This window comes from Amphibacillus sp. Q70, from assembly GCF_052055485.1.
In the GTDB taxonomy this organism is placed as follows: domain Bacteria; phylum Bacillota; class Bacilli; order Bacillales; family Amphibacillaceae; genus Amphibacillus.
Window position 1 is genome coordinate 1385934 of the sequence record NZ_CP197171.1, and the last position, 14195, is coordinate 1400128.

Sequence of the window (14195 nt, forward strand, 5' to 3'; positions counted from 1 at the left end):
AGTATCTTTATAGTGTCCAAAAAACTTAAATATATAATTAATTTTATTATATGTAATTTCAAAAAATTATGAAGAAGTAATAGTTAGCTGATTTTTCTATAGTTATATTAACAGCCGGGGTACTATTCAAATGATAGAGCTAGCGATGATTTTTATTAAAGATTATAGGAGGGAAGCATGTGGAAAAGCTCGATACCTTTTTAAGGGAGATTACTGAATCAGAAAAAAGATATAAGCAGGGATATAGAAATCACTCATGGGACCAATATGAGAAGATCGAAACAAAAAATGGCCCAATACTAAAGGTTACAGAGCCAGGTTTTTTTAATAAGCAACTTCAAAATGTTCCAATATTAGCTGTAAAAAAACATTCTCGTTTTCAGGACTGTCCTATGCATTTTCATAATTTTATAGAAATCAATTATATGTATTCTGGAAATTGTACGCAGAGTATTAATGGGGAACTATATCAGATGAAAGAAGGTCAAATTTTATTAATTGATTCTGATACTATTCACACGATTAATAGACTAGAGGAAAATGATATTTTAATAAATTTATTTATAAATAAGGATTCGCTTGAAAGATATTTTATAAATAAACTTTCCACTAATAGTATAATCGTTAAGTTTTTTATTAACTCTATATTGGATAATACTATTCATGATAACTTTATTTTTTTTCATTCAGAAGATAATAGAAGGTTATCTGTCTTTGTCAAAGAATTATTGAATGAATACTACTTCCCTTCTATTAATTCGTTGGAGATATTAAATAACTTATTCTTTTTAATCATGTCTGAATTAGTTAATATTCGGGAGAAGGATATTTTTAATGAAAGCGTATTGTATAAAAATACGCCATTTATGGAGATCGTGCGATATATTGATGAGCACTATGAAAATTGCACTCTTCAATCTGTTGCTAAGGAATTTAATGTTAATCCCAATTATTTATCGAGTATTATTAAAGAAAATATGGGATATTCGTTTCAGAAGTTAATTCATATTAAGAAGTTTCAAACAGTCGAGTATTTGTTGAATACTTCCAAATTAACTATTGAAGAAATTGCAAACTATGTAGGTTATTCAAACTTGAGTTTCTTTTATAGGAAGTTCAAAAAAATATATGGCTGTTCTCCATATGAGTTTAGAACAAGAAAGCAAAGTTATCTCTAGCCTGAATTGTCCATGGTTTCTTACCATGTCTACTTTTCTTTAAATAAATACTTGATATCAATTGCAGAACTCGATGAAAGAGAACAATTCTCTGATATCAGAGACCTTTTTTAAAAGGATTAAATAGGAAAATAAATTGTACAACCTGCTGACAGTGTACTTGCAAATGTAAGATGAACGACGCTCCCACATGTTTGCTAATGAAGATTTATTTTGACGAAAAATTTATCAGATTATCGCAACTTCTGTTTTAATTTGTACCTTAAATTAGAACTATGAATAATTCAAATTTAATTTATCCGATTGGACATAACGCCTTCCGAAAAGGAGATAACAGCTGATCATTATGATAATTTCTCTATACAAAAATGACGAGAATATAACTTGAGGTTGCCCAAAGCCACGGTGCTTCTTCCTATTTTCATTTTAATCTATATTTTAGGTCGTCATTTTTTGATAAAGCCATATTATAATCGGTCTGAGCTCTTACCGATACAAAGCTCAGACCGACTTAATGTACTTATTACAGTTTCTTTGCTTAGAGCAATTTACAAATAAATTTACAACGATAAACTGTAAATGGGTTTGATCAGGACTTATCCCTATTTACTCAACACATTTTGCCAATGTATCCTTAATGGCTTGAATCACATCATGATCTTTAATACCTAATAGATCCATTGTTTCGCTTGGATCAATGTAAAGATCCTCGTTCTGTAATCTAGAACTTAGGACCATATGGATACCATGTTCTCGCCCCTCTGCTTCTGCGTGTTGATCTATTTGTTCATAGTTAGGTTTTAATTGATCATAAGGAACGACAGGTATCTGCGTGGTCTCTGTCTGTCCTAGTGCATCAGCAATCATCTGATAAAATGCTTGGTATTTCATATTTAAAGCAGAAATAGCATAGGTGTGTCGATGCTCACCATTTTCCAGTGCACCAACAGCTGCTTCACCAACCTGCTCTACAGTTACCATTGCAGTTCCTCCACTTAAGGCTGGGAAGATAGACTGATCTTTGACTTGTTCAGTGAACATTTTCCAAAGCGGCATTCTCCCTGGCATGGTGCCGAAGATATAAGGTAATCGTAATGACATAACATCCATTTTCCCTTCACCTTCCGCAAAGGCAATTTGTTCTTGAAGGAGGCGGGTGTTTGGATAAGCTTGTTTTTTTAGATCAAATTGAGGTAGTCTTTCAGCAAATTCTGCGAAATATGATCCAAAGATAACAAATCGCTTCACACCTGCCTCAGCTGCAATATGTGCTAGCCGTTGTGTTGGAAGTACGTTTGCTTCATAAAAAAATTTTAATGCTGGCTTTTTCGGTATGGTTCTTTCATCTGCACCTGCTGCGTAAATAAAGCCTTCACAATCACTTAATAAATCTTTAATTTCCTCATCTGTTAACTCATTGATATCACCTAATGAGCATTCAACCTCTTTAGGTAATAGTTCTTCAGCTGGCATGGGTGGAAGAGCCATTGTCTTAACCTGATAACCTTTAGCCAATAACTCTTTCGTTGTATAATATCCCAACAATCCAGTTCCACCTAAGATAAACACTTTACTCATCATATTTAGCTCCTTTTTATTTGTGATCTAGTTCACATATAGTATAATTAAATATATAAAGAAGAAAATGATAAAATAGGACAAATCACTAACTAATGTATTTTTGACGGAGATGATAAGATGAATCAGACCTTTCCATATGCAGGAGCTGACTATTATTCAAAAAACTTTCAACCGGACCAGTTAAATATTGTAAAGAGCAGACTGCGAAAAGCTGAATATCCTGTCCACCGTGATGAGGCGGAATTTATCTATATTACAGCTGGGGATGGATGGATTAATATAAATGGGACTGATTTTATAATAAAAGCAGGTGATTTACTATTATTAATGCCCTATCATGTTCATGCGTTATCTCCAAATCAACAGAGTCATTTGGAAATGTATCGAATCCAATTTTCACTTGGTTTGTTATTGTTGATTAGTACAAATAGAGAAATGTATTTAAAAAGAATTGAGCAATTAGATAAAGTGCTGCCGATCAAATCAACAACGAAAAGAGAAAGAGAGCAGGTACGTTTTATTTGTGAAGAAGTGCTTCAGGAAAAACGGTTAAATCAGTCAGCAACAGAATCACTGAATCTATCGTTAATATCATTTTTGTCTTATGTTTTTAATAAAAATATACCAAGTAGAGCACAGGGTATAATGGATAGCAATATTCAGTGGAGAATACTTCAATATATTCAGGTTCATCACCAAAGTAAGTTGTCATTAAGAAAGGCTTCTCTTCAGCTTGATTTATCAGAGGATAAGATTGAAGAAATATTGAAAGGCCTCACAGGTGTAGGATTTACTGAAAACTTAAATCGAGTAAGAATCCGTAATGCAATAGCATTGCTGCAATTTGAGGAGCTCTCTACAAATCAAATTGGAAAGATATGTGGCTATCAAACAGAAGCCCATTTCTATAAGCAATTTAAGAAGAGTCGAGGGATAACTCCTGATCAATTTCGGCGTAACTCTATGGCAAACATTGATAGGCAACGAATAAGGATGGACGCATGGACCATTTATATTTTTATTCAAGAAAACTATGCCAAGGACATACAGATGAAAACAGCAATCAAAACTTTAAATATGACACAGAAGAAAATAAATCAATTATTGATGGGGACTTTTCAAAAAACATATCAAGAGCTTTTAAATGAATCCAGGCTATTAATCGCAGGGTCCTTATTATTGACTGTAAAGAAATCAATCAGAGAAATAGCTGCTTGTGTTGGTTTTAATCATGTCGAGACTTTCTCAAGGAATTTCAAAAAAAGATATGGGGTGGCACCAAAGCAGTTTGTGCTATCTGCTAAAAAGGCACAGGAAACAAGCTAATGGATCAAAGTTAGCCTGAGAGGAGGCGCCCTTTCTTTTCATTAAAAAAATGTTTTTTCTAGTCACTAGATAGATATTATTTTACAGAAGTCATCTGTTAATAACCTTAAATTTACTATTGAGAGAGTAAAATATTTCATTAAGAAACTTTAACAGACTACTTTCACATAGATGGGTATTAAACAAATAAATAATCCCTTTTTCCTTTAAATGCTTATTCATCTAATTGATGGACTTCACGAGCGATAGCTTCAATAATAAAAACAACGGGTACTTGGGTTGTGATGTTCGTATATTGATAAAATTCCTCGGTTAAGTAATAAGCAATATTTATATCTGAAATTTTTGCAATTGTTGTATGTTTATTGTTTGTAATACTAATCACCTGACTGCCTTCTTGCTTGAGTCGATTTAATTGTTCGATCGTAAAGCGATTTTCTCCAGATACCGACAAGGCAATGGTGACATTATTTTTATGTAATTTTGAATGAATGGGGTAAGAGAAATCTTTTATATACATTGAGAATTTCCCTAAACCAGAGAAATAGCGAGCGCCATATTCAGCTAAAATCCCTGAACTACCATTACCGATAAAAATAACATTCTCCGCCTGTTTAACAAGGGCCGCCGCTTGATAAATTGAATGATCTTGATCATTTGTTAAAGTACGTTCGAAGAATTCAAGCATGGCATGATGGCTACTTTTAATTGGATTTTCCTCTTTCTTTTGTTCAAGTTTTAACTTCGTCTTAAATTCTGAGAAGCCCTCACAACCTACTTTTTTGCAAAAACGTAAAATGGTTGCGGTTGAAACATGGGTTTCTTCTGCTAATTCACGAATCCGCATATAGGCGACTTTATCACTGTGGGTGATAATGTAGTTATAAATCGAAGTTTCAAGTTCATTAAAGGATGCAATGATTTCACTTGTGAACATAAAGAGATCCCTCCTTCTCTCATTTCTATTTTAGCTAAAGTATAGCATATTCTCACATTGAAACACAGTGTTTCTGTTTTGTAACAAATAACTAATGTCGTGATAACAAACAGAAAGATCGAGATCTATATACAAGAAAAGGTAGATTCATTATTCTTAATATATAGTGTGTGTTCAAAAAGGAAGATAAACAGGATCGTGTTGGCTAAATGAGTAACGTCCTATACATTGAAGCCCCTCTGTTTTCGGTGTAATGTTTTAGCCGAATTTTTGGACATTCTCATATAAATAATATGCTTTCAATATAAGGAGGAATATAAATGTCAGTTAGTCGTTTCCCAGAAGGCTTTTTATGGGGTGGTGCAACTGCTGCGAATCAAGTAGAAGGTGCCTATAACAAAGATGGCAAAGGATTATCTATTTTTGATATGGTTACCTTTGTTCCGAAAGAAAAACGCGGAAATATGGCAATGGAAGTTCGAAGTGAAGAAGAGTTAAATGCGCGATTAAATGGAGAAATGGGAGATAATTTTCCCAAACGTCGAGGAGTTGACTTTTATCATCGTTATAAAGAGGATATCGCTCTATTTGCGGAGATGGGCTTTAAAACATATCGCTTATCAATTTCCTGGCCGCGTATTTTCCCAAATGGTGATGAGTTAGAACCCAATGAGGCAGGACTTGAATTCTATGACCGAGTATTTGATGAATTGGCAAAGTATAATATTGAACCACTAGTGACGATTTCGCATTATGAAATGCCATTACATTTAGTACAGAAATACAATGGTTGGGAGGATCGCCGTTTAATTGAGTTCTTTGTGCGCTATGCTGAAACCCTATTTAGTCGATATAAAGATAAAGTGAAATATTGGTTAACCTTTAATGAGATTAATATATCATCAATTTCTCCATACATTGGTAGTGGTATGTTAGTTGATCATTTAGAAAATAGAGAGCAAGCGATCTATCAAGCGCTTCATCATCAGTTTGTTGCAAGTGCAAGAGCTGTCAAAGCTTGTCATGCGACGATTCCAGATGCAAAAATTGGCTGTATGTTAGCGAGGATGGAAGTTTACCCGGAAACTTGCCACCCAGATGATGTGCTGGCAGCACTTGAAGAAGATCAGAAAAATCTTTTTTATACTGATGTCCAAGTCCGCGGGAAGTACCCATCTTATATGAAAAAGTACTTTAAAGATAATCATATTGAACTAAAAATGGAACCAGGTGATGAGGAAATTATTGCGAATTATCCAGTTGATTTCTTATCATTTAGTTATTATATGAGTATGGTTGCAAGTGGCTCATCAGACAAGAAAAAAGAAAAAGGTAACTTCTTTAGTGGAGTGAAAAATCCTTATCTTGAAGCATCCGATTGGGGTTGGCAAATTGATCCAAAAGGAATGCGAATAACAATGAAAAAAATGTATGACCGCTATCAAGTTCCTCTATTTGTCGTTGAGAATGGTTTAGGAGCTTATGATGAAGTGGAGCCGGATGGTTCAATAAATGATGATTATCGCATTGACTATCTCCGTGCTCATATCGATGAAATGGGCAAAGCTATTGAAGAAGGCGTTGAAGTGATGGGTTATACAAGTTGGGGATGTATTGATTTAATTTCAGCTAGTACATCTGAAATGTCCAAACGCTACGGTTTTATTTATGTAGATCAAGACGATTATGGTAACGGAACGTTAGAACGTAAGAAGAAAAAATCCTTCGATTGGTATAAAAAAGTAATTGCAACGAATGGTGCCGATTTAAGCTAAACAACACCATCTCCTTCTCTTGATCTCAATTCAAGAGAAGGAGATGGTTATTTTTAAGGGCTAACCATCTATCTTGATATCCTCAAGGTTTACGGACGGTTATCTGTGACCAAGTCGGTTAGTCTTCATTTTTTTGTTTAATGGATGTAGTGCTTTCGCGCTCAATTAGAGATGTATTGACTTGGACATGTTTGGTTGCAGAACTTTTGTTAATCAATTGATCTAATTGATTTAGTGTTTGAATAGCCATTTCTCTTTTATTGACTTGTAAAGTTGTTAATTCAGGGCTAATGACTAGACTTTCACGAATATCATCAAAACCAACAACTGAGATTTGATCAGGTATTATAATTCCTATACTTTTTAATGATTTCATCAAACTAATTGCCATATAATCGTTCTCGCAGAAGATGGCCGTTGGCAACTCCTCTAGTAATTCAAATGTTTTCTTGATTTCAATTCCATTTTGAATCTCCATCGCAGATAATTCAAAGATAAAATTATCTGGAATAGTCAGGGAAGATTCTTGTAACCTAGAAAAAAAACCTTGCTTTCGCTCTTTAAAATTGGTTATGGTAGGGACTCCCTTTACATAGCCAATTTTTTTATGTCCCTGTTCTATAACATAATCAGCCGCTAAATACCCGCCAAGGAAGTTATTAATAGAAACAAAATTGACTTTAATATCTGGATGATGTGTATCTAAAATCACTAAATTTTCATAATGATTGTGAATTAAACAAATTTGTTTTTTAGTTAAGTTTGTTCCAAGTAAAATAATTCCCTCAGATTCCTGTTCTTGTTCAGCTTCGTTTAGTTCTTTTAAAATCGTATTTTCATCAAATGTAGAAATCACTAAATCATATGGATAGTTATTAATTTCAGAAGAAAGATAGCTAATCAATTCATTAAAAAAAGGCAAGCTTTGATATTGATCAGTGATTAGATCGGGACTTTTGCAAGCAATGAATCGAATCGTTCTTTTCTTTTTTGAACGATTGGTCACACTGCGTAAAGGTACGTAATTCTGTTCTTCCACAATGTTTAAAATACGTTGACGAGTTTCAGCACTAACACCTGGTTTTCCATTAATGGCCAAAGAAACAGCTGATTTTGATACATTGGCCAAACGTGCAATATCTTCTATTTTCATTTCCAATCTCCTAAGCAACTAAAATAATTAACTAAAATTATATCATGTTTAGTAAAATGAATCAAAATTGATTACTATAAACCCATTTTAAAGTAACTTTTACCTAAAAACAACTAAACTTAACAAAAAGAAAGCGATTATTTTATATAAAACTATTGACTTTGTTTAGTTCTAAATGTATGGTATAGGTAACGAAATTGATTGCCGGCATTCGTTTTCTTCTTTAAATCACTAAAATTAATTTTAGTTTAAAGCTATAAAGGAGTGTATTGAATGGGAAAAGATAGAATTACAATTGGTTTTGCACCAACTCGCCGAAATTTGTTTAGTGCGGAAGCAGCAGTAGAATATGCCAATCTTACTCGTAAACAGTTAGATAAGTTGGATATTGATTATGTAGACATAAAGGAAATCAATGATGATGGTTTGCTATACGATGATGAAGGTGTTGAAAAAGTTGCTGAAAAGTTTAAACAAAAAGGCATTGATGGATTATTTATAGCGAATGAAAACTTTGGTAACGAATGGGCGGTGACTCGTTTAGCCCAAAAAATGAATGTGCCAGTTTTATTATGGGGTCCAAAAGATGAACACCCGGCTGAAGATGGCTCTCGTTTGCGAGATACACAATGTGGATTATTTGCAATAGGTAAAGTACTAAGAAGGTTCAATGTTCCTTTTACTTATATTAAGAATTCTGATATCGATTCGATTGAATTTTCTAGAGGTCTTACTGATTTTATTAAAGTATGTAATGTAGTAAAAACATTTAAAAATACTAGAATATTACAAATAGGCCCGCGTCCTTTTGATTTCTGGAGTGTCATAAGTAATGAAGGTGAATTATTAGAGAAATATAACATTTCTCTTTCGCCAATCCCACTCCAAGAATTGTATCAAGAGATGGATAGAGTAAAAAATAGTGAATACAGCGAAGTAGAAAATATCATCAACTATTTTAAAAAATATACTGTAGTAGAAGTATCTGATTCTGATTTAGTGACAATATCAGTACTCACTATTGGGTTAAAGAATTTAGCCAAAAAGTATGGATGTAACGCTGGGACTATTCAATGTTGGACTGCATTACAAGATGAAATTGGTATTTTGCCATATGCTTCAATTTCTTACTTGCAAGAAATTGGCTTGCCATTTTCAATTGAAACTGATATTCATGGTGCAATTACACAATTATTAGCTCAGGCAGCTACAATGCATAAAGAAAAAGCCTTACTTGTAGATGTAAATTGCCGACATCCTGAAGAAGAGAACGGAGAATTAATGCAACATTTAGGCGTATGTGCCTTAAATTCAAATTCAAAAGAAAAACCAGTGCTTCCAGATAGACATTTTGTATTTGACTACCCTGGAGCAGTTGGATTTGAAGCCAAAGAAGGTCACTATACAGTATGTAGATTTGACGGTGACCATGGTGAGTATTCGCTGTTAATGGGGACAGCTAAAACGATGGACGGACCCTATAATCAAGGAACATATACTTATTTTGAATTTGATAACTTAAATAGATTTGAAAGCAAATTAGTCTATGGACCCTATATCCATCATGTATCAGCGATTCGAGAAGATATAGTACCCATTCTATATGAAGCAACTAAGTATTTAGGTATAAAAGCAGATTTTTATGATCCTATTGAAGATGATGTTAAAGCATATTGGAGAGGGGATAAACATGAATACAGTAGTAAAAAACCTAGAAAAGAAAGCTGTTGAAATACGAAGAACAGTGTTGGAAATCATTCAATATGGTCAAAGTGGTCATACAGCATCAGATTTATCCTGTACGGATATACTGACCAGTTTATATTACCATATCATGAATATAGATCCACAAAACCCAAATGACTCAAATCGAGATCGTTATATTCAAAGTAAAGGACATGCAGCGGAAGTATTATGGGCTGTTCTTGCAAAAAAGGGTTTTTTTCCTGAGGAAGAATTGAAGACATTTTATCAATTTAACTCTCGATTAATTGGTCACCCAAATAATGAGGTAGAAGGCGTTGAAATGAATACTGGCTCATTAGGACATGGGCTATCAATATCTGTAGGCATTGCATTAGCAGCAAAAATGGACCAGAAATCTTATCACACATACACATTATTAGGTGATGGAGAATTAGCAGAAGGCTCTGTATGGGAAGGAGCAATGGCTGCGGCCCATTATAAGTTAGATAATTTAACAGCAATTATTGATAGGAATGACTTACAAATTACCGGGAAAAGTGAAGATGTGATGAGAGTAGAGCCATTACATGAAAAATTCAAAGCATTTGGTTGGCAAGTGTTACAGGTTGATGATGGGAATTCAATATCACAATTACTAGAAGCATTTGGTGTAGAGCATGATCATGGAAAACCAAAAATGATTATAGCCCATACGACAAAAGGTAAAGGTTTATCATTTGCAGAAAATGTGGCTCATTGGCACCATAAAGTACCAACTAATGAAGAGCATTTACAGGCAATGAAAGAGCTTGATCAGCAATTAGAGGTGATTTCAAATGACAAATAAACACATAAATAGCATTCCCAATCGTTTAGTTATGAGCCAAGTTTTAACTAAAGAAGGACAAGAAAACAAAGATATTATTGTTTTGACTAGTGATTCACGTGGTTCAGCAAAATTAGATGAATTTGTTGATGCTTTACCAGAACAAATAGTAGAGGTAGGAATTGCTGAGCAAAATATTGTTGGGATTGCCTCTGGCTTAGCTCATAGTGGAAAACGTCCATTTGTTGTTTCACCGGCAGCATTTCTAAGTATGCGAAGTATAGAGCAAGTAAAAGTAGATGTTGCTTATTCAAATACAAACGTAAAATTAGTAGGGATAAGTGGTGGTGTAGCTTATGGGCAATTGGGAATGAGCCATCACTCTTTGCAAGATCTTGCAGTAACAAGAGCTATTCCCAATTTACAAGTCATGATGCCGGCGGATCGTTTCGAAACACAAAAAATGTTTGAAGCTCTGGCTCATACAGATCAACCTGCCTATATTCGCCTTGGACGTAACCCAGTACAAGATTCTTATGGTCATATAGACTATGAATTTCAAATTGGAAAAGCTGTGACCATGAGAGAAGGTAACGATATAACAATCATTGCGACTGGTGAAACCGTACGTCCTTCATTGGATACAGCAGAGAAACTGGGGGAAGAAGGTATATCAGTTAGGGTAATTAACATGCATACCATAAAACCATTGGATGAAGAGGCTGTTCTAAAAGCAGCTAAAGAAACAAAGGGAATCATAACAGTAGAAGAACATAGTATTTACGGCGGTCTTGGCGGAGCAGTTGCAGAAGTGATTTCTAGAAATTCGACTGTTTTGCATAGGATTGTTGGAATTACTGATGAACCACCAATTACAGGAAATAGTGAGCAAGTATTTGAACATTATGGTTTACACCCTAATTATCTTGTAAAGCTAACTAGAGACTTGGTGATGGAGAATGAATAAACCAAATTATAGAATTGTAATTGATCAAAGTACTTCTGGAACAAAACTATTGTTATTTATAATTGAAAATAAAAATCCAAAAATCATTAAAAGGTTAGATAGGAAGCATGAACAAATTTATCCGCAATCTGGCTGGGTTGAACATAATCCAGTCGAGATTATAGATAATGTTGAGAGTTTATTCGATGAACTCTTTAAAATAACAAGATTAACGGAAAAGGATATTAAGAGTATATCAATAACTAATCAGCGCGAAACGGTAGTTGTTTGGGATAAAACAACAGGGAACCCAGTATACAATGCACTTGTTTGGCAGTGTAACAGAAGTATAAATATATGTAGAAACTTAAGTGAAAACGGAAAGGAGGATATGATTCAAGAAAAAACAGGTTTGAAATTAGATACTTATTTTTCAGCTCCAAAATTAAAATGGCTCTTTACAGAAAAAGAATGGATAAAATCTCTTGTTAGAAAAGATGCGCTTGGGATTGGCACAATAGATGCGTGGTTAATATGGCATCTAACAAATCAAAAAGTTTATGCTACAGATGCTAGTAACGCTTCTCGAACATTACTTTATAATATTCACAAGCAAGAATGGGATGAGGAATTATGTAATTGTTTTGAAACACCTATTAGAGCACTGCCAGAAGTAAAGTCATCTAATTCCTTTTTTGGAGAATACAGAGGAATTCCAATTATTGGTGTAATAGCTGATTCACAGGCAGCTTTATATGGACAAGGATCTACAAACATTGGAGATATTAAAGCAACGCTTGGTACTGGATGTTCTGTAATGATGCAGATAGGTTCTAAGATACATTGGGGTGATAGGACGATACTTAAAACAGTAGGGTGGAAAATTAATCAACAGGTTTTTTATACACTAGAAGGGATTATCCGTTCATGTACTGATACATTAAATTGGCTATCAAATGAATTAAATCTATTTAATACTATCGAAGAAGGATCGAATTTAGCATTTTCCCTTTCCGATAATGAAGGCGTTTACTTTGTGCCAGGACAGCTTGGATTAGGGGCTCCCTTTTGGAAGCCTGATGCTAATGCAAATTTTGTTGGTCTCTCTCGTAGTCATACGAAAGCTCATATGATTCGTGCAGGATTTGAAAGTATTGTTTATCAAATAAAGGCAGTTATTGATGTAATGGAAAGAACAAGTGGAATAAAGATATCTGAATTGAATGTTGATGGAGGAGCAAGTAAAAATAGCAAGTTAATGCAAATGTTATCTGATGTTTTAGATAAAAAGGTAATTATTAGTAATGTCGAGGAAATGTCAGCTTTAGGGGCACTAAGGTTGGCAGTAGATATTACGATTAATAATTTAGAAGAAAAAAAAGGATTTTTACCACAAAGTAAATTAGCAAATGAGTATGTAACTTGGTTTACACATGTAATGAATACAATTAATCAAAACAATAATATGAATAAACGGAGGTTAAGGATATGATAAAAAAAATAATATTACTTTTGAGCTTAATATTGATTATTTCGGGTTGTGGTAATTCTGAGGAAACAGGAGAGGCTAACTCTTCAACAGGAGAGAATGAAGTTATTATAGAATTTTTTGATATGAAAACAGAAACACAGGGTATTATGTCAGAATTAATTGAAAAATTCGAAGATGAAAATCCAGATATAAAAATTGAACATAATGTTGTGCCAGATGCACCACAAGTACTTTCATCAAGGATTGCGAGTGATGATACGCCCGAAATTTTTAGTGATTGGCCTAATGCTGCATGGACAGTAAAAGCAGAAGGAGGAATTATTTTAGAATTAACAGGAGATGAGTACCTTAATAATATTCAAGAAGAAGCTAGAGAATCTTTTGAGGTTGACGGGAAAGAATACACAGTCCCATTAGCCTATAATACTGTTGGAGTGGTATACAATAAGGATATCTTTAATGAATTAGAATTGGAAATCCCAAAAACATACGATGAATTAATAACAATAGCTGAAAAAATCCAAGAAGAGGGCATTGCCCCTTTTGCTTTGGAGGGTAGAGAGCCTGAATCTATGCTAAGGGAATGGTATGTGCTATTACCTTCTGAAGAAAATCATGATTTGTTTATCGAAGAAACTTTAAATGGTGAATTAACAGAAACTGGTCGAGAAGTTTTAGAAAATGTAGGTAAAAAGTTTTCGGCATTGTCTGAATTTTCACAGGCTGATCCATTAGGAGCTGGTGCAGATCAAGCTAGAGGTGACTTAGCTACAGGAGAAGCAGCTATGATGTTAACAGGAAGCTGGGTTTTTCCAGTTTTACGAGATTCAAGTCCTGATGTTGAATTTAGTATGTTTCCGTTCCCTGGAGAAGAAGAGGAATATACAAATGTCGCTGCTTATCCTGGGGATTATTCTTTGCACATTTCTTCTAAATCAAATAATGAGGAAGAAATTAAACGCTTTTTTGAATTTATGACAGAAGAAGAAAATGCTCAATTTTATGCAGAGGAAACTGGTGCTCCTTCCACTGTCAACGGGGTAGACAACATAATACCAGAAATAGAATATCAATATGAGTATATTTTAGAAGGAAGAATGAAATTAAACCCTGATTCCTATTGGTCTCAAGAAACAAACAATTTAATAGGTTCTGCTGTACAAGAATTGATATTAGATAAGGATATTGAAATATTTGTAGATACTTTAACTAATGAATTTAATAACTAATTAAATAAGCTAAGTGAGGAGGATATTTTCTTTCTATCCTCCTTCATTATTTTTTAGTTCTAATCA

Annotated in this window: 11 protein-coding genes; 8 read left to right on the forward strand and 3 right to left on the reverse strand. The window is 33.9% G+C overall.

All coding sequences use genetic code 11. From position 1 onward, the window contains the following. Positions 1 to 179: 179 nt before the first annotated feature. Entirely contained in the window at positions 180 to 1178 is a 999-nt protein-coding gene (locus tag ACS127_RS06335; RefSeq protein WP_440897579.1) for an AraC family transcriptional regulator, read from the forward strand. Between the two features lie 606 nt (positions 1179 to 1784). Here the strand turns inward: ACS127_RS06335 and ACS127_RS06340 are convergent. After that, the gene (locus tag ACS127_RS06340) at positions 1785 to 2756 is read right to left on the reverse strand and encodes an NAD-dependent epimerase/dehydratase family protein (protein ID WP_440897580.1); all 972 of its coding nucleotides are present in this window, start codon (positions 2754 to 2756) and stop codon (positions 1785 to 1787) included. A gap of 120 nt (positions 2757 to 2876) precedes the next feature. Between ACS127_RS06340 and ACS127_RS06345 the strand changes: the two genes are divergently transcribed. Further along, on the forward strand, positions 2877 to 4085 hold the full coding sequence (locus tag ACS127_RS06345) for an AraC family transcriptional regulator (RefSeq protein ID WP_440897581.1): 1209 nt from the start codon (positions 2877 to 2879) through the stop codon (positions 4083 to 4085). A gap of 214 nt (positions 4086 to 4299) precedes the next feature. Here the strand turns inward: ACS127_RS06345 and ACS127_RS06350 are convergent, their stop codons facing one another. Further along, positions 4300 to 5022, reverse strand: a complete 723-nt coding sequence (locus ACS127_RS06350; protein ID WP_440897582.1) for a MurR/RpiR family transcriptional regulator — start codon at positions 5020 to 5022, stop codon at positions 4300 to 4302. Positions 5023 to 5342: 320 nt separating this feature from the next. Here ACS127_RS06350 and ACS127_RS06355 point away from each other — a divergent pair, with 320 nt between their 5' ends. Beyond that, on the forward strand, positions 5343 to 6797 hold the full coding sequence (locus ACS127_RS06355; RefSeq protein WP_440897583.1) for a glycoside hydrolase family 1 protein: 1455 nt from the start codon (positions 5343 to 5345) through the stop codon (positions 6795 to 6797). A 118-nt stretch (positions 6798 to 6915) separates the two neighbouring features. On the opposite strand, the gene ACS127_RS06360 is transcribed toward ACS127_RS06355, so the two are convergent. Next, positions 6916 to 7950: a LacI family DNA-binding transcriptional regulator gene (locus ACS127_RS06360; protein ID WP_440897584.1), complete on the reverse strand. Its 1035-nt coding sequence runs from the start codon at positions 7948 to 7950 to the stop codon at positions 6916 to 6918. Between the two features lie 273 nt (positions 7951 to 8223). Here ACS127_RS06360 and ACS127_RS06365 point away from each other — a divergent pair, with 273 nt between their 5' ends. The 5 genes from ACS127_RS06365 to ACS127_RS06385 are packed head-to-tail and all read left to right on the forward strand — an operon-like array spanning position 8224 to position 14129. Beyond that, positions 8224 to 9681 carry an L-fucose/L-arabinose isomerase family protein gene (locus ACS127_RS06365; RefSeq protein ID WP_440897585.1) on the forward strand — a complete coding sequence of 486 codons (1458 nt, stop codon included), beginning with the start codon at positions 8224 to 8226 and terminating at the stop codon, positions 9679 to 9681. Continuing rightward, positions 9641 to 10483, forward strand: coding sequence for a transketolase (locus ACS127_RS06370; RefSeq protein ID WP_440897586.1), 843 nt, complete (start codon positions 9641 to 9643; stop codon positions 10481 to 10483). The genes ACS127_RS06365 and ACS127_RS06370 overlap by 41 nt, the downstream gene beginning before the upstream one ends. A 4-nt stretch (positions 10484 to 10487) precedes the next feature. Further along, a complete protein-coding gene (locus ACS127_RS06375) occupies positions 10488 to 11429 on the forward strand; it encodes a transketolase family protein (RefSeq protein WP_440898091.1) in 942 nt (313 codons plus the stop codon). After that, complete coding sequence (locus tag ACS127_RS06380; protein WP_440897587.1) at positions 11422 to 12900, forward strand: FGGY-family carbohydrate kinase; 1479 nt, start codon at positions 11422 to 11424, stop codon at positions 12898 to 12900. Before ACS127_RS06375 ends, ACS127_RS06380 begins: the two co-directional genes overlap by 8 nt. Further along, positions 12897 to 14129, forward strand: a complete 1233-nt coding sequence (locus ACS127_RS06385) for an ABC transporter substrate-binding protein (protein ID WP_440897588.1) — start codon at positions 12897 to 12899, stop codon at positions 14127 to 14129. Before ACS127_RS06380 ends, ACS127_RS06385 begins: the two co-directional genes overlap by 4 nt. The last annotated feature ends 66 nt before the right edge of the window (positions 14130 to 14195 follow it).

Bases quoted from the DNA above. Each gene is read 5' to 3' on its own strand.
- ACS127_RS06380 (WP_440897587.1), top strand. From the start codon at position 11,422: ATGAATAAACCAAATTATAGAATTGTAATTGATCAAAGTACTTCTGGA.
- ACS127_RS06365 (WP_440897585.1), top strand. From the start codon at position 8,224: ATGGGAAAAGATAGAATTACAATTGGTTTTGCACCAACTCGCCGAAAT.
- ACS127_RS06370 (WP_440897586.1), top strand. From the start codon at position 9,641: ATGAATACAGTAGTAAAAAACCTAGAAAAGAAAGCTGTTGAAATACGA.
- ACS127_RS06345 (WP_440897581.1), top strand. From the start codon at position 2,877: ATGAATCAGACCTTTCCATATGCAGGAGCTGACTATTATTCAAAAAAC.
- ACS127_RS06340 (WP_440897580.1), bottom strand. From the start codon at position 2,756: ATGAGTAAAGTGTTTATCTTAGGTGGAACTGGATTGTTGGGATATTAT.
- ACS127_RS06385 (WP_440897588.1), top strand. From the start codon at position 12,897: ATGATAAAAAAAATAATATTACTTTTGAGCTTAATATTGATTATTTCG.
- ACS127_RS06355 (WP_440897583.1), top strand. From the start codon at position 5,343: ATGTCAGTTAGTCGTTTCCCAGAAGGCTTTTTATGGGGTGGTGCAACT.
- ACS127_RS06350 (WP_440897582.1), bottom strand. From the start codon at position 5,022: ATGTTCACAAGTGAAATCATTGCATCCTTTAATGAACTTGAAACTTCG.
- ACS127_RS06360 (WP_440897584.1), bottom strand. From the start codon at position 7,950: ATGAAAATAGAAGATATTGCACGTTTGGCCAATGTATCAAAATCAGCT.